The sequence below is a fragment of the Acinetobacter sp. WCHAc010034 genome, assembly GCF_001696615.3.
GTDB lineage: Bacteria > Pseudomonadota > Gammaproteobacteria > Pseudomonadales > Moraxellaceae > Acinetobacter.
In genome coordinates this window covers 3,372,810-3,390,716 of record NZ_CP032279.1, presented here as the reverse complement: position 1 = coordinate 3,390,716, position 17,907 = coordinate 3,372,810, and the positions used below count along the sequence as shown (strand labels likewise).

At 50.1% G+C, this 17,907-nt stretch carries 14 protein-coding genes and 5 tRNA genes; 7 read left to right on the top strand and 12 right to left on the bottom strand.

What is annotated here, in order from left to right:
• Nucleotides 1-116 precede the first annotated feature (116 nt).
• Both BEN74_RS17920 and BEN74_RS17915 read left to right on the top strand, forming a co-directional pair.
• Complete coding sequence (locus BEN74_RS17920; protein WP_068910769.1) at nucleotides 117-1,577, top strand: inorganic triphosphatase; 1,461 nt, start codon at nucleotides 117-119, stop codon at nucleotides 1,575-1,577.
• A 117-nt stretch (nucleotides 1,578-1,694) separates the two neighbouring features.
• Complete coding sequence (locus BEN74_RS17915) at nucleotides 1,695-3,146, top strand: CHAD domain-containing protein (protein WP_068910768.1); 1,452 nt, start codon at nucleotides 1,695-1,697, stop codon at nucleotides 3,144-3,146.
• A 192-nt stretch (nucleotides 3,147-3,338) separates the two neighbouring features.
• On the opposite strand, the gene BEN74_RS17910 is transcribed toward BEN74_RS17915, so the two are convergent.
• The gene (locus tag BEN74_RS17910) at nucleotides 3,339-3,971 is read right to left on the bottom strand and encodes a hypothetical protein (protein ID WP_068910896.1); all 633 of its coding nucleotides are present in this window, start codon (nucleotides 3,969-3,971) and stop codon (nucleotides 3,339-3,341) included.
• Nucleotides 3,972-4,079: 108 nt separating this feature from the next.
• On the opposite strand from BEN74_RS17910, the gene BEN74_RS17905 reads away from it, so the two are divergent.
• Nucleotides 4,080-4,475, top strand: a complete 396-nt coding sequence (locus BEN74_RS17905; protein WP_068910767.1) for a DUF3144 domain-containing protein — start codon at nucleotides 4,080-4,082, stop codon at nucleotides 4,473-4,475.
• Between the two features lie 214 nt (nucleotides 4,476-4,689).
• On the opposite strand, the gene BEN74_RS17900 is transcribed toward BEN74_RS17905, so the two are convergent.
• From BEN74_RS17900 to BEN74_RS17890, 3 genes are all read right to left on the bottom strand, one after another.
• Nucleotides 4,690-7,458 (bottom strand): M16 family metallopeptidase, encoded by a 2,769-nt coding sequence (locus BEN74_RS17900; RefSeq protein ID WP_068910766.1) that lies wholly within the window; start codon nucleotides 7,456-7,458, stop codon nucleotides 4,690-4,692.
• A 144-nt stretch (nucleotides 7,459-7,602) separates the two neighbouring features.
• A complete protein-coding gene (locus tag BEN74_RS17895) occupies nucleotides 7,603-8,466 on the bottom strand; it encodes a PhzF family phenazine biosynthesis protein (RefSeq protein WP_068910765.1) in 864 nt (287 codons plus the stop codon).
• Nucleotides 8,467-8,578: 112 nt separating this feature from the next.
• On the bottom strand, nucleotides 8,579-9,967 hold the full coding sequence (locus BEN74_RS17890; RefSeq protein ID WP_068910764.1) for an L-cystine transporter: 1,389 nt from the start codon (nucleotides 9,965-9,967) through the stop codon (nucleotides 8,579-8,581).
• A gap of 176 nt (nucleotides 9,968-10,143) precedes the next feature.
• On the opposite strand from BEN74_RS17890, the gene BEN74_RS17885 reads away from it, so the two are divergent.
• Nucleotides 10,144-10,734: a flavin reductase family protein gene (locus BEN74_RS17885; RefSeq protein WP_068910763.1), complete on the top strand. Its 591-nt coding sequence runs from the start codon at nucleotides 10,144-10,146 to the stop codon at nucleotides 10,732-10,734.
• 115 nt (nucleotides 10,735-10,849) lie between these two features.
• Nucleotides 10,850-11,581: a hydroxyacylglutathione hydrolase gene (gloB, locus tag BEN74_RS17880; RefSeq protein ID WP_068910762.1), complete on the top strand. Its 732-nt coding sequence runs from the start codon at nucleotides 10,850-10,852 to the stop codon at nucleotides 11,579-11,581.
• 135 nt (nucleotides 11,582-11,716) lie between these two features.
• On the opposite strand, the gene BEN74_RS17875 is transcribed toward gloB, so the two are convergent.
• Complete coding sequence (locus BEN74_RS17875) at nucleotides 11,717-12,274, bottom strand: hypothetical protein (protein ID WP_162898207.1); 558 nt, start codon at nucleotides 12,272-12,274, stop codon at nucleotides 11,717-11,719.
• 549 nt (nucleotides 12,275-12,823) lie between these two features.
• Between BEN74_RS17875 and BEN74_RS17870 the strand changes: the two genes are divergently transcribed.
• Entirely contained in the window at nucleotides 12,824-13,027 is a 204-nt protein-coding gene (locus BEN74_RS17870; RefSeq protein WP_068910760.1) for a hypothetical protein, read from the top strand.
• 423 nt (nucleotides 13,028-13,450) lie between these two features.
• Here BEN74_RS17870 and BEN74_RS17865 read toward each other — a convergent pair.
• From BEN74_RS17865 to BEN74_RS17835, 7 genes are all read right to left on the bottom strand, one after another.
• A tRNA-Leu gene (locus tag BEN74_RS17865) sits at nucleotides 13,451-13,535 on the bottom strand.
• Nucleotides 13,536-13,638: 103 nt separating this feature from the next.
• Nucleotides 13,639-13,723, bottom strand: a tRNA-Leu gene (locus BEN74_RS17860).
• Nucleotides 13,724-13,827: 104 nt separating this feature from the next.
• Nucleotides 13,828-13,912 (bottom strand) — tRNA-Leu (locus tag BEN74_RS17855).
• 37 nt (nucleotides 13,913-13,949) lie between these two features.
• A tRNA-Trp gene (locus BEN74_RS17850) sits at nucleotides 13,950-14,023 on the bottom strand.
• 36 nt (nucleotides 14,024-14,059) lie between these two features.
• A tRNA-Leu gene (locus BEN74_RS17845) sits at nucleotides 14,060-14,144 on the bottom strand.
• A gap of 107 nt (nucleotides 14,145-14,251) precedes the next feature.
• On the bottom strand, nucleotides 14,252-15,115 hold the full coding sequence (locus tag BEN74_RS17840) for a protein kinase domain-containing protein (protein WP_068910895.1): 864 nt from the start codon (nucleotides 15,113-15,115) through the stop codon (nucleotides 14,252-14,254).
• Nucleotides 15,093-16,604 (bottom strand): DUF3336 domain-containing protein, encoded by a 1,512-nt coding sequence (locus BEN74_RS17835; protein WP_068910759.1) that lies wholly within the window; start codon nucleotides 16,602-16,604, stop codon nucleotides 15,093-15,095. The genes BEN74_RS17840 and BEN74_RS17835 overlap by 23 nt, the downstream gene beginning before the upstream one ends.
• 180 nt (nucleotides 16,605-16,784) lie before the next feature.
• Here BEN74_RS17835 and BEN74_RS17830 point away from each other — a divergent pair, with 180 nt between their 5' ends.
• On the top strand, nucleotides 16,785-17,657 hold the full coding sequence (locus tag BEN74_RS17830) for an ATP-binding protein (RefSeq protein ID WP_068910758.1): 873 nt from the start codon (nucleotides 16,785-16,787) through the stop codon (nucleotides 17,655-17,657).
• Nucleotides 17,658-17,907 lie beyond the last annotated feature (250 nt).

Below are 17,907 nucleotides of genomic sequence, written 5' to 3'. Positions count from 1 at the left end.
AGGCTTTAAAAAATTACACGCGCATTTTTGCGCCAGGAACTGTTTTTAAGCGCTATGCGCCGTCAAGGCTGCGCCGTTTTAGCGCTGCAATCCAAATGAAGAATTAGGACATACCCATGGTCGAAGTTGAATTGAAATTTCAAATCCCTGAAGCGCGCCGCGCGGCGCTGCTGAAGGCGATTGATCCCAAAAAGTCACAGCAGCTTCAACTGAAAGCCAAGTATTACGACACTGCTGAGCGCCTGATGGCGCAAAAGCATGCCGCCCTGCGCCAGCGGCTGGAAGGCGCGCGCTGGATTCAGACCCTGAAGGCGGCCGGAAAAAGCCCGATTGAGCGCTTTGAGCACAATCTGGATTTAGGCGAGCTGGATCAGGCGCCCGATCTGGATTTGGCGGTTTACAGCCAGCATCCTGAAGCGCAGGCTATTCTGCAGGATGCCTTGGGCGGCAGGCAGGACCAGCTGACGCTGCAGTTTGAAACGGATATTGTCCGCACCTTGCGCGTCATTGCATTTCAGGATGCGGAAATTGAAGTCAGCCTGGATGTCGGCTGCATCCGCACTGCGCATGCGGAACAGCAAGTGCATGAAGTTGAGTTTGAGCTGAAAAGCGGTTCAATTCAGGCGCTGCTGGCGTTCAGCGCTGAATGGGTGAAGAAATATCAGCTGTGGCTGGATGTGCGCAGCAAGGCCGAACTGGGCAATTTGCTGGCGCTGCAGCAGCCGGCCAGCCCGGCAGTCAAAGCCAAGGAATTCCAGCTCAGCAAAAAAGATCCAGCCAATAAAAACCTGCGCCTGCTGGTGGCGCAGCAGCTGCAGCACCTGCTGCCGAATATCGCCGCCATGTCTGCGCAGACGGCTGAACAGGCGCATATTGATGAAGCGCAGCAGGCCTTGCATCATCTGCAGCTGACCCTGTCGCTGTTTAAAGACTGGAATGCGGATATTTCAGACAAATGGGGCTATCAGCTGGAAGCCTTCAGGCAGCAGTTCAGCCAGCTGCAGCATTTCGAGCATATGCAGAATACGCTGGGCGCCTTTCTGCAGAACCGCACAACCTCTGAAAATCTGGCTAAAGACATTCTTTTCGCCAAAGAAAAGCTGCAGAATCTGGTCAAATCCACTTTAAATGTGCATCACTATTTAGAACTGCTGATGTTCAGCCTGAATACCGATGACCAGCCGCAACCGCATGACCTGAAATGGTTTGCGCAAAATACCCTGCAGAATCAGTACAAAGCCCTGCAGGAAAGCCTGCATGGCGCCACCGCAACGGATTTTGAAAGCCTGGACACGCTAGCTTTAAAAATTCAGGAACTGAAATTCAGCTTCCCGATTTTAACCTCAATCTATGATGTCAAAAATCTGCAGAAATACAGCAAGGCGCTGAATGATGCCCAACTGGCGGCCAATGAATATCAGATCTTAGCCTCATCGGCAGTCTATATTCAGCAGACCGAACTTGAAGCCAGCGACTGGTTTGTGCTGGGCTGGCTGACTGCAAAGCAGGAAGTTTATGCGCAGAAACTGCTGGAAGCGACCGAGCAGTTCTTGGTCAGCCGGAAGTTCTTGAAGTAATGCCGCGCGTTGCTGCAGGCGCTTCAGCCGGCTTGCTGGGCTGATCTTCAGTGTTTATTTTTTAAGCAAACTGCTTTATAGTCAGCTTTGTGACTTCGTCTACGCAAGGCTTTCCCTATGTCAGAAATTGAGCTTAAATTTCAAATTCCTGCACAAAAGCACAAAGCATTCTGCCTCGCCTTTCAGCGTAAAAAGCCTGAAACTGTACAGCTTCAGGCCAAATATTTCGACACCGCAGACTGCTGCCTGCAGCAGCGCAAAATTGCGCTCCGGCAGCGTCTGGAAAATCACACCTGGATGCAGACGCTGAAAGCGCCGAAAAACGCCATTGAACGCCTAGAAATAGAATCTGAGCTGGGCGAACAGGAACCCGCAGCTATTGACCTTGCAATGTACCTGCAGGATGCGAAGCTGAAAAAGCTGCTGGAGCCGGTGCTTCAGCCGCAAAACCCGCTGCAGCTTCAGTTTGAAACCCGGGTACAGCGCCAGCGCTTTATCCAGAAAATTGCGGACAGCGAAATTGAACTGGCTTTTGACCAAGGCGAAATCATTGCCGGCCAGCGCAGCGCACCAGTAAATGAAATTGAATTTGAACTCAAGCAAGGCAGCATTCATGCGCTGATTCAGTCGGTGCAGCCGTGGGTTGAAAAATACCAGATCTGGCTGGACAGCAGCAGCAAAGCCTTGAAAGGCCAGATGCTGCAGCAGGCGCTTCAGGCTGCGCCGGTGCAGTATCAAAGCAGCTTGGCGCTGCATGCGGATGACCATGTTGGCGCGGCGCTGGCAAAAATCATTGCCAACTGCCTTGAGCATCTGCTGCCGAATTCCAGCGCAATTGCCGGCCAGCAGTATGAAGCCGGCCATGTGCATCAGGCGCGCGTCGCGATACGGCGCATGCGCAGCGCATTGAAAACCTTTGGGCAATGGGCCGGCCGCGATACGCAGGCTTGGCAGGATCAGCTGGCCGAACTGTTCAGGCAATTGGGCGCAACCCGCGACCGTGATGCTTTGGCGGCAAGCTTAATTCCGCAGCTGCAGCTGGCCGGCTCGCCTGTTTCAGAACTGCCCGCGCAGGCCGAAGCGGTTGAAGAAGATATCAGCGCGCTGTTCAGGGCGCCCAAAACTACCCTTTTGCTGCTTGAACTGATTGAGTTTTCGCACCAGCCGCAAGACGGCAAAAGCAGGCTGAAAAAGCAGAGCCGCAAGCAGCTGAATAAAATGCATCAGCAGATCTGCCAAGCGGAAAGCGCATTTGAGCAGCTGCAGGCTGAAGAAAAGCACCGCCTGCGCAAACGCGTCAAGCGCCTGCGCTACAGCGTGGAATTTATCGCCTCGCTTTATCCGCAAAGCGCAATGAAGCCGTATTTGAAAGCGCTGAAGCCTTTGCAGGAAAGCCTGGGCCGCTTTAATGACTTGACTGTAGCGCAGGCGCTGTTTGAAAAAAGCGTCAGCCAGCAGCCGCAGTCTTGGTTTGTGCTGGGCTGGATTGCAGCTGAGCAGCATCATATCGAACAGCAGATTCAGCAGGAGTTAACCGCATTTTGCCAAGCGCAGTGCTTCTGGAAGTAGCGCTAGCCTCATATTGCTGCCCCATAGCTGAATAAAATAAACTTCAGATACTCGCGTGCGGCATTTATGCCACGCGTTTTCCATCACGGCAATGCGGGACAGCCCTCAGCTTTTTTACGATCCGTATCGGCCTGCTCCTGAACTGGAAGCCGGCCATTTCATCTGCCTGCCGATTCGCTGCGGATAGTTCAGCTAGCGGTATTTTCCGAAAACTTTCCAAGTGTTATTGTCCGCCAGAGGGTCGCTGTAGCTGTCATTGCGCTGCTTGCGGGGCTTGTCGCGGGCATCCACCAGTTTAAAGTCATCTTCAACGCTGAGCACAATGCCATTGACATAGAACCGCGTCCGGGTATATTCGCTTTGCCCGTACTGGAATACATAAGTGCGCAGGTCAATAAACTCACGGTGCGCAACCAAAACCGCGGTGTCATCACTGTCCAGCCAGTGATGCATGGCTGCGGTTTCCCCGGTTTCAAACTTGCCGCATTTGTCCATCAGGCTGGCAATGCCGCGGAACGTTTTGGACTCTTTGGCGCGGGTTTTATTAATGCGGATGCGGTCGACATGAAAATAAAACAGCGGCAGGTTCAAATGGCTGGGCAAATGCACGGCGTCGATGGCCTCATCTTCCATAAAGGGCTGAAACAGCTCCTGCGCCCGCTCAATCAGGCCAGCCCATTGCTTATAGTATTCAGCGACTTCGGACTGGATGCCGTAATAGATCGGCAAGCCTTCGACATTGGCTAAATTTGCCGGCGGCCAGATATTCTGGCGCAGCAAGGCGATGTCGCTTTTTAAGCTTTGTACCGCAATTGCATCTTGCATGAAGGATTCCATTTATGCTTAGGCTATTTTTAGATTAAGTCAATGGTTTTGTTTCTGCAAGGCTTTGCCTATAATTAGCCTTTAAGATTTTCATGTCAGGAAAAATTCATGGTTCAAAAGATTGAAGCAACCGATGTCACCGAAGAAGAAGCGTTAAATGCGGCATTCTTTGAACGCGCAGATGAATTTATCAAGCTAGCCAATGAATTTTGCCGTGTTGAAAAAGGTTCTTCCGTCAAGCCGGCTGAAATGCGCGGCCAAGTCAGCGCTGCCATGCTGTTCGCTACCGCCCGCTTCAATACCTGGGTCGCTGCCAACGGCTTTAAAGACGGCGAGGAAATGCGCGAAGCCAAAGAACAGGTTATGTCCTATGTGCTGCAGCAGTTTCAGATGATGCTGGAAGACAATTATGATGAATACTGCGAACAGTTCGAGAACTATTTGCGCTTCCGCCACAATGAAGAATTTCACGCCAATAAACACGATCACGACCACAAGCACTGAGCTTTAAAGCCTTGCGGGGCGATTGCTGCCCCGCAGTTGAGTAGAATAACCTCAGCAAAGGCATTAAGCGTTTTAAAGGAAAAATAAGGCAATGCAGGCGCTCAAGCTTAAAAGCGCATGAATAATCTGCCTTTTCTGTACAAAACAAAAGCAAAGAGCCTGTCAGCTAGCTGACCGGCTCTTTCTGTTTAGGCACTTTTACCCTCAAGCTGAGTTACTTTTTCACAGCAGCCTGCGCCTGTCCATACTGATCCGCCATCACTTCAACCAGCTGATCTACGCGGATATATTTCTTAATCGCAGCATCGACATCTGCCTTGGTTAATTTCGCAATGTCTTGATCACGCTTTTCACGGTCAAGCAAATCACGCCCTTTTTCAAGCTGAGGGATCAGCATGCTGTGAATACGGCGTTCATCTTCCAAAGCAGTTACACGCTTTTTCAGCATAGACGCCTTTGCAGCTTCCAGCTCCTGCTCCGTCACACCCTTGTCCAATAAAGCCTGCAGCACTTGATGCACCGTCTGCGAAACCTGTGCAGATTTGCCCGCCGTATAATTCGCGCTGATCATCAGCGCGCCGGACTCTGTCCAGCTGTCAAAGTTCATATTTGCGCCAAAGCCGTAAACCAGTGCATTCTTTTCACGCAGCTCCTGCGCCAGGCGTGAAGACAGCTGCGAATCGCCCAAAATATGGCGGAAGACTTGCAGCGCCGGCATGTCTGGATTATCGCTGCCCACAGGCACGGTCAATAACGCCTGATAGCTGCCGAACTCGCGCTGTTCTGACAGCGCATGAACTTTCTGCGCCTTATAGGCCGTATAGCCATCGTTCAGGCGCGCATAAGGCTCTGCTGTTTTCCAGCTGCCAAATTCGGCTGTTAACAGCTTCCGCATGCGCTTGGCGTCAAACTCGCCGCTAATGGCAATATTCGCGTGATTGGTTTTAAAGAACTGCTGATACAGCTGCTGCACCTGTTCGCGCGTGGCGGCCTGATACTGCTGTTTCGCCAGCTCTGGCTCAAAGTGATAGCGCAAATCGCCTGGCTGATGCGTTTCAAGCAAGCGCGCCAGCGTTAAAGCAGCCACAGTGTCCGGCTCGGTATATGGGCGGTCCAGGCTGGCCAGGCTTTGCGACTTAATCAAATCAAACTGCGCCTGCTCAAAGGCCGGGCTTTTCATCACATTCAGGATATATTTGAAGAAATCCTCAAACTGGTCTTTTTTAGCGGAAATCTGCATGTTAAAGCCATTGCCGCTGGCGCTGACGCTGGCAGACCCGCCTGATTCAATGATCTTGTCCGCAATCTGCTGCAGGCTTTGCTGCTCAGAAGCGCGGAACAGCAAATAAGCGGTCAAATCCAAAGTCACATCTTTATTCATCAGCGATTCCGCTGTGCCGAAATCCAGTGAAATTGACGCATAAGTCTTATCATCGCGGATTGTTGTCGGGAACAGCGCATACTGAATGCCGTTTTTCAGCTTGCCGCGCTGAATCTGCTTTTCTTTTTGCTCCAGATAGGCTTTAGACTGCTGCACATATTGCTGCACTTCAGCCTTATAAACGCTTGCGTCCTTCAACGGCTCCTCTGCAGCTGCTTGCTGATCCAGCGGTTTTGCAGGTTCAGGCTTTTTCTGCGCCAGCGCCTTTTTCTGCTCTTCCGGCGTCGGCAGAATATCGCCGGTTATGCGGTGCTCAGGCTTTAAGAAAGCCTTATAGACCTGATTTACATCCGCCGGCGTCAGCTGCTGAATATCCTCTAAATCCTTGAAATACTGCGTCCAGTCGCCCTGACGCGCCACATAGTAATCGCTGAGGCGTGAGCCTAAAGCCGCGGCGTTATTCTTAATGCTGTCCGCCTGATTGCGGGTTATGCCCTTGATGCGGTTCAGCTCGGTTTCATTAAAGCCCTTGCTTTGCTCCACGCCTTTGTTCAGTTCATTCTGCACCCGCGCAGCGTCATGGTTCGGCGCATAAACCGCGCCCATAAATACCAGATTAAAGTCGCGGTCCAGCCAAGTCGATGCCGATGTGCCCGTCGCCAAACCCGTTTCTACGATGCTTTGATATAAATGCCCGCTCGGCTGCAGGGTATACAGCGCCGGTGATGCCGCCAAAGCAGGCACAATCGGCTGATCTGCGCCATTCAGATAGATATTGAATTTGGCCAAGTCGCTGCCTTTTTGCACGCTGAACTGGCGCTGCTTAAGCTTGCTGCCGTCCAGCTTAGGCACCGCAGCCTGCGCAGGCACGGCGCGCGCAGCAATTGGGCTGAACTGCGCATCAATCTGCTTCAGCACCGCGGCCTTGTCAAACTTGCCTGAAAGCACCATCACTGCATTATTCGGCGCATACCAGCTGCGGTAGAATTTGTTCAGCTCCTGCATATTAATCGACTGCAGCTCCTTCAGATCGCCAATCGGCAGGCGGCCTAAATGCTGATTGCCGTATGCGCTTTTAAAAATCTGCTCAATCAGGACAGCAAAGGGATGATCCAGGCGCACTTCGCGCTCGCGCTTTACAATCGCGATTTCTGAAGGCACGTATTTTTCCTGCAGCACCAGCTTATCCATGCGCTCCGCTTCCAGATGAATCACGGCATCAATCGCAGCCTGTTCCGGGCGGATCAGGCTGGTATATTTGGTTGAATAATAATCTGTGCTGGCATTGGCCGATAAAGTATGCTGATCCAGCCGGCGCTGGAATTCTTCGCCTTTGACATTCTGCGTGCCTTTAAACGCCAAATGCTCCAGCAGATGCGCCAAGCCGCCCTTGCCTTGCGGGTCATTCAGCGAGCCGGTCATATACACCGTATTCATGAAAATTTTATTTTCTTTATCGTTAGGCGCAAGAATGATGCGGAAACCGTTGTCTAATTTATATTCTTCAATATTCTGCTCTGTTTTAACCAAAACAGGCTGAGCAAAAACCGCACTGCTGAAACCGAGAAAAAAAAGTGAAAGTGTAAGCTGTTTAAAACGCATGAACTTGATATTTCCAATAATAAAGAATGTAAATTTGTTATGCAGACAATATTAGAGAATGATTCTCATTATATAAAGTGTTTTTTTAAGATGCTGCCGGATATTGCGCCGGCAGCTGCAAGCGGATGCGGTCAGGGCGCAATTTTACTGCGCATCCAGATAAATCTCAGCCTGCATATACAGCTTGGCATAGCCTGAAATTTCAATACGTTCATTTTCCAGCATGGCGCAGTGCAATTCTCCGCCGCGTTCAGACGCCTGATAGGCCAGCAATTCCGTTTTGCCCAGCTTTTCCGCCCAAAGCGGCGCAATGCCGGTATGGATTGAGCCGGTCACCGGATCTTCATTAATGCCGTTGGCTGGCGCAAAATAGCGCGATACGCAGTCATACTGCTGGCCCAAAGCGGTAATTGCGACATCCATAGCTGCGCCATGCCCAGATGCAGTAATGGCTGTGCGGATGCGCCCCAGTTGCTTCAGCAGTTCAAAATCCGGCTGCTCATCCAGCACATCCTGCGCCGTTTCATATTCCACAATATAAGCCTGCGCATTTAAATACACCTGCTTGAACGACTTGCTCAGCGCCTGCCTCAGCAAATCGGGATAAACCGCTAAAGCCTCTGCGCGGCGCACCGGGAAATTCATTTTAATTTTGCCGTCCTGCGCCTGCTGAACGGTGAATATGCCTAAATTCTTCACATGAAATTGAATTGTTTTGGCTGCAGTATAGTCCTTAAACAGCACATAGCTGGCCGCAAGCGTGGCATGGCCGCAGAAGTCAACTTCCGTGGCCGGCGTAAACCAGCGGATTTCATAGCTTTCGCCATCCGTGTTTTCGCCGTCATTTTCCGCATGCAACCTTTTGACAAACGCCGTTTCAGACAGGTTGTTTTCCATGGCAATGCTTTGCATTAAGGCTTCATCCAGCCACTGATCCAGCACAATCACGGCAGCGGGGTTGCCTTTAAAAAGCTGCGCGCTGAAGGCATCGACCTGATACATTTTCATCTGTTTTTTCCAGTCCTGATTGCTGATTTATCATTATTCATCATCTTTAAAAATAAAAGCCAATACTGCAGTATTGGCTTTTAAAATTTAACCGTGCGTTCTGATTGTGGCTTTAAACCTGCGTTAAATCTACATCATCCTGATTAAAAACTGTCTTGTTGGTTTGCCCCAGCAGCTGGCTGGTAACTGTGCCCGCAGTCATTGAGCCGCTGACATTCAGCGCTGTGCGCCCCATGTCAATCAGCGGTTCAATTGAAATCAGCAGCGCCACCAGCGTGACCGGCAGGCCCATAATCGGCAAGACGATTAAGGCAGCAAAGGTCGCCCCGCCGCCAACGCCGGCAACACCGATTGAGCTGAGCGTGACCACGCAAACCAGAGTTAAAATCCACAGCGGGTCCAGCGGGTTAATGCCGACCGTCGGCGCAACCATCACCGCCAGCATGGCTGGATACAGCCCTGCACAGCCGTTTTGGCCAATGGTGGTGCCGAATGAAGCCGAAAAGCTGGCTATCGACTGCGGCACGCCTATGCGCCGGGTCTGCGCTTCAATATTCAGCGGAATGCTGGCTGCGCTGGAGCGGCTGGTAAAGGCGAAAGCCAGCACCGGCATGACTTTTTTAAAGAATTTAACCGGATTGATGCCGGTCATCGCCAAAATAAGCGCATGCACGGCGAACATCAGCGCAATCCCGATATAGGATGCAACCAGAAAGCCGCCAAGATTCAGGATATCCGCCAGTTTTGAACTGGCCACCACTTTGGTAATGAGGGCAAATACGCCATACGGGGTCAGCAGCATCACCAGGCGCACCAGCTTCATCACCCAAGCCTGCAGGGTTTCAATCGCCGCCAGCACACGCTGCCCTTTAGGCGCATCGTCCTTCATCAGCTGGAGGCCCGCCATGCCCAGCAGCGCCGCAAAAATCACCACACTGATAATGGAAGTGGGATTGGCGCCCGTCAGCTCAGCAAAAGGGTTGCTTGGAATAAATGACAGCACAAAATTCGGCACATTCAGGTCGGTCACTTTCGCCATATAGTCTGCGTTCAGCTGCGCCAGGCGCGCAGTTTCCTGCGTGCCCTGCACCAGCCCGGCAGCCGTCAGCCCGAACAGGTTGGTCACAGCCGCCCCGACCAGCGCCGCAATAAACGTGGTGATGAGCAGCGTGCCGATGCTTAAAAAGCTGATTTTGCCCAAAGAGCTGGCATCATGCAGGCGCACTACTGCGCCAAGAATAGAAATAAAAACCAGCGGCATCACCACCATTTGCAGCAGCTTCACATAGCCGTTGCCGACAATGTTGAACCATTGCATCGACTCGGCTAAAACAGCCGGCGAATCGCTGTAAAGCGCATGCAGCCCCAAGCCAAAAGCCACCCCTAGCCCAAGGCCTGCAAATACTTTTTTCGACAGGCTCCACTGCGTTCTATGTGTTTGCGCAAGCAAGATTAACAGCGCAATAAAAATGGCTATATTCAGCACGACCGGCATGTTCATGTTCTTTCCTTCAATCTCATTTTTATATTATACGCCTGCACTCCAGCGGCTGCTTATGATTGTTTTGTAATGACGATGTCTATATATTCAATAGATTAACCTCCATTCATTTTTTGTATATTTCGTATCCGGATAGCGTATTCCGGCGAGTTTTAAATATATACAGGCTCAACATCATGCTTAATCATCTTCTGCCCGTTGAATTAGAAAAATCTTACCGCCTGCTGAATCATGGCCCGACAGTTCTTGTCTCTGCCCAAGACCATCAGGATACCGGCGTGATGACCGCCGCATGGGCCTGCGCTCTGGAATTCAGCCCCGCCAAAGTGACTGTGGTCTTGGACAAAAGTTCAAAAACACGCAGGATTATTGAAAATTCCGGCTGCTTTGCGCTGCAGGTGCCCACGCTCAGGCAACTGAAAATGGTCTATGCGCTCGGCATGATCAGCCTGAACGATGCGCCGGAAAAACTGCGCCAATGCGGGGTGGAGTTATTCAATTTCCCGCATTCCAAGATTCCAGCAGTCGCAGGCTGCGCGGCTTGGCTGTTATGCGAGCTGATTCCGGAACCGCATAATCAGCAGGCGCATGATTTATTCATCGGCAAAGTCATCGGCGCCTATGCCGATGAGCGCATTTTCCGTGATGGGCGCTGGCATTATCAGGATGCCGGCGATGAATGGAAAAGCCTGCATCATGTGGCAGGCGGCCAGTTTTACACCATTGGCGAAGCGGTCAGCGCTGTAGACGCGGACGCTGCAGAATAAGCCCGGGATTCCTGCGCGCCCGCCGCGGCAATGCATGGCGGGCAGCAACATTATTCAACCCAATCAATTCGTGCTACCTTAAAAGATAATTTAAAGCTGATCAGAAGTTTGCCCTATGTCTTTTAAAATCCACTGCATAGACGTCAAAAATTCACTGCAGAACTACATTTGGCTACTGGAGCATGAGGCTTCCCGCGAAGTTATTGCGGTTGACCCGACCGAAGCCGGCTTAGTCGAGCAGTACTGCAGCGCGCATCAGCTGAAGCTGGCGCAGATCTGGCTGACTCATTGGCATAAAGACCATATTGGCGGCGTGCCGGAACTGATCGCCAGCCGCAATATTCCGGTTTATGGCCCGCGCGGTGAACTGAGCAAGATCCCCTGCATCAGCCTGCCGCTGGAAGATCAAGACAAGTTTGAATTTCATGGCCTGAATGTCGATATCATTGCGGTTCCCGGGCATACCCTGGGCCACATTGTTTATTTTATCGATGCTTTGGATGTCCTGTTTTGCGGCGATACGCTGTTCGCCATGGGCTGCGGCCGCGTATTTGAGGGAACGCATCAGCAGATGTACGCCTCGCTTTCCCGCTTGGCTGCCCTGCCGGCGCGCACAAAAGTCTACTGCACGCATGAATATACCCTGGCCAATGCGCAGTTTGCGCGCCAGGCGGAACCGGACAATCTTGCGCTTCAGGAACGCTTTGACCGGGTCGAAGCCCAGCGTATGCTGGGGCAATGCACCCTGCCCAGCACCATTGAACTGGAGCTGGAAACCAACCCGTTTATCCGCGCAGACAGCGCTGAAGAATTCCAGCGCCTGAGAGAATGGAAAGATAATTTTTAAATGCGCTATGCCGCACAGCAAAGTCCCTTGCTTCAGGCAAATGCATTCCGTTCAGCGACATGGAATGCATTTGCCCTGCGAACTGGCAATAAACGGCTTGGAAGTGGATTGCGCCCCGCGCTGTCAAATGGCGCCTTAGAGCCGGCGCAGCGGATCGAAGCTGTCCAGCCTGCTGTACTGCTGCTGCATGTCATTAAATGCATCCGTAAAGCCGACCAGTGAAATTTCATTCATCACCGTTTTCGCTGTATTGGATGCCTTAAACTCGGTTTTGACTTGAGCGCCGCGCTTGAACTGATCAATAATCGGCTGCGCGTCACGGTATAAGCCTTCTCGCGCCTGCAAAGCGCTGTTGTCGTCCACTGTCAGCACAGTAATCGAATTTTTTGCCGGTTTCATGCCTACACTCAAGCTGTAATGATCATTCATGCGCATAACCGTAATATGATTCTTGCGCATGGTGCAAATTTTGGTGTCTTCACCAGCTTTTACCCAGCATTGAATATTCCAGCTTGCGCGCCCTAAAAGCTGATTTTCAGATTTCTCAATTGAATCATCTATGCGCTGATAATCTACACGCTGAATCAGATAGCCCAACCGATCATTTTTAACGCTTATAGAGGCTGCCCCAACTGCACTCGAAAGCGTTAACCCCAAAACCGCCCAAAAAAAAATAGAAGTATTATTTAGCATTGCCACCCCAAAAAAATAGAAGTATTAATTAACATTAATCTATATAAAAGCTAAATCCAGCACATTATAGCAGTGTTTAATTTTCTTCAAAATATATACAATGATTTTATTTACTTAGAAGAAATTATATGATCTTCTGTTCAGTCAAAAAAACAGCAATAACAAAAGTAAAAATAATTATATGAATTTTATAAGCAATTAAATGAGCAAAAAGAAAATGGTTCAAACTATAATTTCATCACCTCCAAAGTCAGTTTATGAAAAATATATTTGCTTACATAAACAAAAAACCGCGCTTTCCCATAACAACCCAAAATGCAATCACCGTTCCAATTTATCTTAACCTCCTAAACACCCATCATAATTCGTTACATTATATTCATCTAAATTAAAATCAATCATTTAGCAAAACTTCAGCCCAATCTTCCGCATCAGCAGGTTTATTTTTTAATCAAAAGTAAATAATTTATAAAAAATATGGAAATTGGCCCTTTAAAAGATATTTAAACACCCCTATTAAATATCTAACAATGAATAAGGAGTTCGCTCGTGAAAAAAGTGGTTAAAGCAAAAAACCTTATCGCCTTCCGGCTTTGGCTGGAAAAATTAGGATACAACGTCCGCACCTTGGCGGATAACCGCGGTTTCAGCTTCAGCTTTAAAAAGGAATATGGACTGGTCACCTGCGACCTTGCAGGCAATGCTTTAGCCATGCAGCTGGGCGAAGAATTTGAGGACCACTTAAAGGCTTAACAGCGCCCAAGCTTTGATCGAGAAAAAATGGATTTTTAAAAACACCGCATTCAAATGCATCATGCCGGTCAATTGGGCAATTGGCCGGCTTTTTATTTTTTACAATTGCAGGCTTATTGGAACAATGGCGGCTTTATCCGCCGCGCAAGGCAGCGCTTAAAATGAACTGCTTTTTTTTTGCAGAGAATACCGCTTAAGCGCAGCAAGATGCTTCTTCGGCTAAACTTTATTCTCCCGCTTCTGCAGATGCAGATAAAAGCAGCGCTCCACCCTGAATAGCCAAAAACGATGGAAGCCAAAATGCCTGAACAGCTCATCGTGGCTCAGATAAAGGCGCCTGTCATTCCCCCCGCTCTTTGCTATCAAGCCACTTTTTTTCAGGCAATAAAAAAAGCAAGGCGCTATGCCTTGCTTTTTTAAATTTGGTGGGGATGAAGAGACTCGAACTCTTACACCTTGCGGCGCTGCGACCTGAACACAGTGCGTCTACCAATTCCGCCACATCCCCATTTAGGGTGCCAATTTGCATTGGGCTTAAACTTCCAAAAACACCAGCCAAGCATTGAATATTCTTCAATAAAAAGTCTTTTTTGACTTTGCCTGATACCTGATGGTGGGGATGAAGAGACTCGAACTCTTACACCTTGCGGCGCTGCGACCTGAACACAGTGCGTCTACCAATTCCGCCACATCCCCATTTAGGATGCCAATTTGCATTGGACTTTATTTTTTAAAAACATCAACTGAACATTGAAGTTTTTACAACATTAAGCTTGTTTTTGATCCAGCTTAATATTTGATGGTGGGGACGGAGAGACTCGAACTCTCACACCTCGCGGCGCTGGAACCTAAATCCAGTGCGTCTACCAATTTCGCCACGTCCCCATCAGGGTGCTGATATAACATCAGACTTTTTAAAACTTGGCAGAGGATCAAGGATTCGAACCTTGACGAACGGTTTTGGAGACCGTCATGCTACCATTACACCAATCCTCTGTAACTTAATACTCAAACTATTGCTTAAGCTTTAAGTGGTGGGGACGGAGAGACTCGAACTCTCACACCTCGCGGCGCTGGAACCTAAATCCAGTGCGTCTACCAATTTCGCCACGTCCCCGATGGCTGTGTATATTATAGAGATCACCTGGGCATGACAAGCACTTTTTATAAAAAAGCGCCTTGTTTGCTTAAATAAAAAACAAAATTGTGTTTTTTGTATTTTTTCTAAGCAATTTCAGTGATTAAGCGTGTTTTTACTTGGGAAAAATCACGCATTCTTTGACTTTTTCGCTTGGCCAACATGGCCAGCAGCATAGGCTGAAAGCATCGGAATTGCTGAGGAAGATCAATATTTAAGCGCTGGCAATGCAAATATGCCCAATCTTCATAATGCAGCGCCTCAAGGCGCTGTCCAGTCAGCCATTCATACAGCACAATGCCAAACGCATAAAGATCGCTTTGCAGGCTTTTCGGCCACCCCTGAAACAATTCCGGCGCCATATAGCGCGGTGTTGCATTCAGCACAGGCGGAGGCGGCGCATGAATGGACTGCGCCTGCTCCAAGTCAATCAGCCTGACCTGCCCTGCATGCTGCACAAAGTGCTCCTGCTTGATATCTGCATGCAGCCAGCCCAGCTGCGCAAGCTGATCCAGCGCATCCGCCGCATGCAGCAGCTTCGCTTGAATCTGCGCGGCGCTCAGCCGCCGCGGGTCAATGCTGAACAGCGGCTGCGCATCCGGCAAGATCAATGCCTGCGGATACAGCGCTTCTGCAGCATTTAAGCAATCGGCTTGAATAATCTGAAAAGGCAGCAGAAAGCCGGCGCGCTGGCGCTGCAGCGCCTGATACAAGCTTAACTCATGCTGAAAGCCGGCTTCCGCCTGCGCTGAATAATGAACCGGGCTGCTGGATGAATCACTGGAGCGCTGCGCTTTCAGCCAAAACAGCGGCTGCGCGCCGCCCAAGCCATCCTCCGCAGCCTGAAACTGATACAGCCTCCGGCCAAAAGACAGGCTTCTGGCCTTGGTTTTCAAAACAAACTGTGCAGACTGCAGCGCGCGCTCATTAAATTGCAATGTATTCTGCATGCTGCTGATCTGGCGCATTCTGGTAATTCAGCAGCTCCAGGCAGTGCTGAATGGTTTTCCCTACGCGCGCATGGATTTCAATCAGTGAAATTTTCGGCCATGTTGCGCGCTCGCCTTCACGCTGCAGAATTTTAAACAAATACGGGCGCGGATTCTGCAGCATATAGCTGTAGTGGCGCAGGCTGTGGTTGCCGACAATATTCACATTGCCGTAATAAAGCTGGTCCACCACGCCATAGCCGTGATCCAGCAGGCGGCGCACCGGCGGCACCTTGCCGACCCGCTCGCGGGCAAAGTCCATCACGCCTTTGGTAATGACCTTGCCCTGCCTGCGGATAATGCGCTCCGGCCAGCTCAGCATGTCTTTGCGGAAGCGTGAAACTTCATCCTGCATGAACGGCACAATGTGCGGGTTGACCTGGCTGGCAATGGTGTAATTAATATTGTACAGGCGCGCCATTTTTTCCTGCGGGAAGTCGCTGCGCACGCTGCCATCCACCCAGTGGGTCGCCGCCATATAGGGCGTGTATTCCCCATCATAGCGCTTGCTGGTCAGCCTGACCGGCGGGAATAAAATAGGCACCGCGCAGGACGCCAGCGCAGCGCTCCAGACCAGCAAGTCTGGAGATGTATAGGCATTCATAATGCGCGCATCCTGCGAAGCGTCATAAGGCGCGACGGCAATATTGATATTCAGCCCGGAAGCCTGCTGCGCCTCCGCAAACGTCATGTCACCCAAATTCTCCATCAGGAATTTTTTCAAATAGCGGACATCCGCCAGGCCGCCATTGCCTTTAAGCAAGTCGCTGAGCTTTCTGAAGCGGAAAGCCTCACTGTAAAAGTTCTGCCCTTTCAGTATCTCCATAAAGGCCGAAGGCTTGGAAACGCCCAGCATCGCGGTCATAATTGCGCCCGAGCTTGAGCCTGATAGCACTTTAGGCATTAAATCCTGCTCCATCAGCGCTTTGCATACGCCGGTATGAAACAGCCCTAAAGTTGCGCCGCCTGAAAACATCAGCGCCGGCTGGCCAAAAGCCTTCTGGCTCTGCTTAAAGAACGCGATTTTTTCCTGCACGGTTAAGCATTCGCACTGCTCTGAAGCAATAAAAGCCAGCCCTTCGCTGACTTCAGCCACATAATCTTCAATAATTTTTTTGGTGCCGACATAGGTCACGGAAAACAGCAGCGGATGGGCAATGTTGGCAATATCATAGGTCAGGCCTTCGCTCAGCATGTACATCAGGTCACGCGTGCGCTTTTGCGCCCTGTAGCGCTTCAGGAAGGACAGCCGGTACGCAATAATTTCCGCATCAAAATAAGGCGAGCGGTTATCCAGCTTCCACTCCTGCGCGCCCGACTCTTCATCTATTTTCAGCGCAATATCTTTCCATTCCTCATAGCTTTCCGCAGTTTCCAGCTGGCGCTTTAATTTTTTGATGCGGTACGCCTGATGCGGATTAATATCCCGTGCGAAATCTTGTAATAGCATATCTATCCCTCAGCGCTAGCTTTTTATACATTGCATTTCTCATCTGCTGAAACTGTTGCAAAATTCAACCTTCAGTTCAATAGCTAAAAGTTTGCATCAATTGGCACATTATGCAGAAATACTATACAGTGTTGCTGTAAAATTACATCTATTCATCGATTAATCACAAGCTGAATATTCATGGCAACTCTTGATTTACCTGATAATATTTTAAAATCTCTTTCTGATGTGCTTTTGCAGCTGCAGCAGGCTCTGCCGGAAATCAGGCAGGCTCCGGATTTTTCCGCAGGGGCCTATAAATGGCAGGACAAGCAGCTCAAAGCCATTCAGCAGCCGAAAAAGATTTATCTGGATGACCTAAAAGGCATTGAAAAGCAGAAAGGCAAAGTCATTCAAAACACCCTGCAGTTTTTACAAGGCTTGCCGGCCAATGACGTTTTGCTGACAGGCTCGCGCGGCACCGGAAAATCGTCAATTGTCCGCGCCCTGCTAACCGAGTATGAAGCGCAAGGGCTGCGCCTGATTGAAATTGAGCGGGATGATTTGTCTGATTTGCCGGAAATTCAGAAACTGATTGCCGGCCGCCCGGAAAAGTTCATTGTGTACTGTGATGATCTGGCTTTTAATGCGGAAGATGAAAATTACCGCAGCTTAAAGAGCGTTTTAGACGGCTCGCTGCAGTCAGGCGCCAGCAATTTCATTATTTATGCCACCAGCAACCGCCGCCATCTGCTGCCGGAATTCATGCATGAGAACACGCCTGTAACCCGCGCCGATGTGCCTCAGCATACGGAACTGCACCCGCAGGAAGCGGTTGAGGAAAAAATTTCACTGTCTGACCGTTTCGGCTTGTGGCTGTCGTTCTACCCGATGGATCAAAAGCTGTATCTGGAAATTGTGGCGCACTATTTGGCTAAGGCGGATATGCCGATGCCGGAAGAAACGCGCGCTGAAGCTTTAAGATGGTGCCAGGCCCGTGGGCAGCGTTCGGGCCGCGCCGCTTACCAGTTTTCCAAGCACTGGATTGGTTCGCAGCAGCTGAAAAATCTGTAATTCCTTTTGCTCTTTGAAGCAGCGCTTAAAAAGCTAAATAATGGAGCAGTGCCATTATTTAGCGATTAGGCTTAGAACACAATCAGCTTAAACCCAGAAAAACCATGCTGCAGCTTAGAGAGTTGACCAAAAATGCAGGCTAAAATCCTCTAAAGGTGCACTATGAGATTGCATAAATTTCATATACTTCTATTGATATTTCTACCTGCCTGCAACAGTTCAGCAAGCCAGGATACTAAAGAAAAAGCCC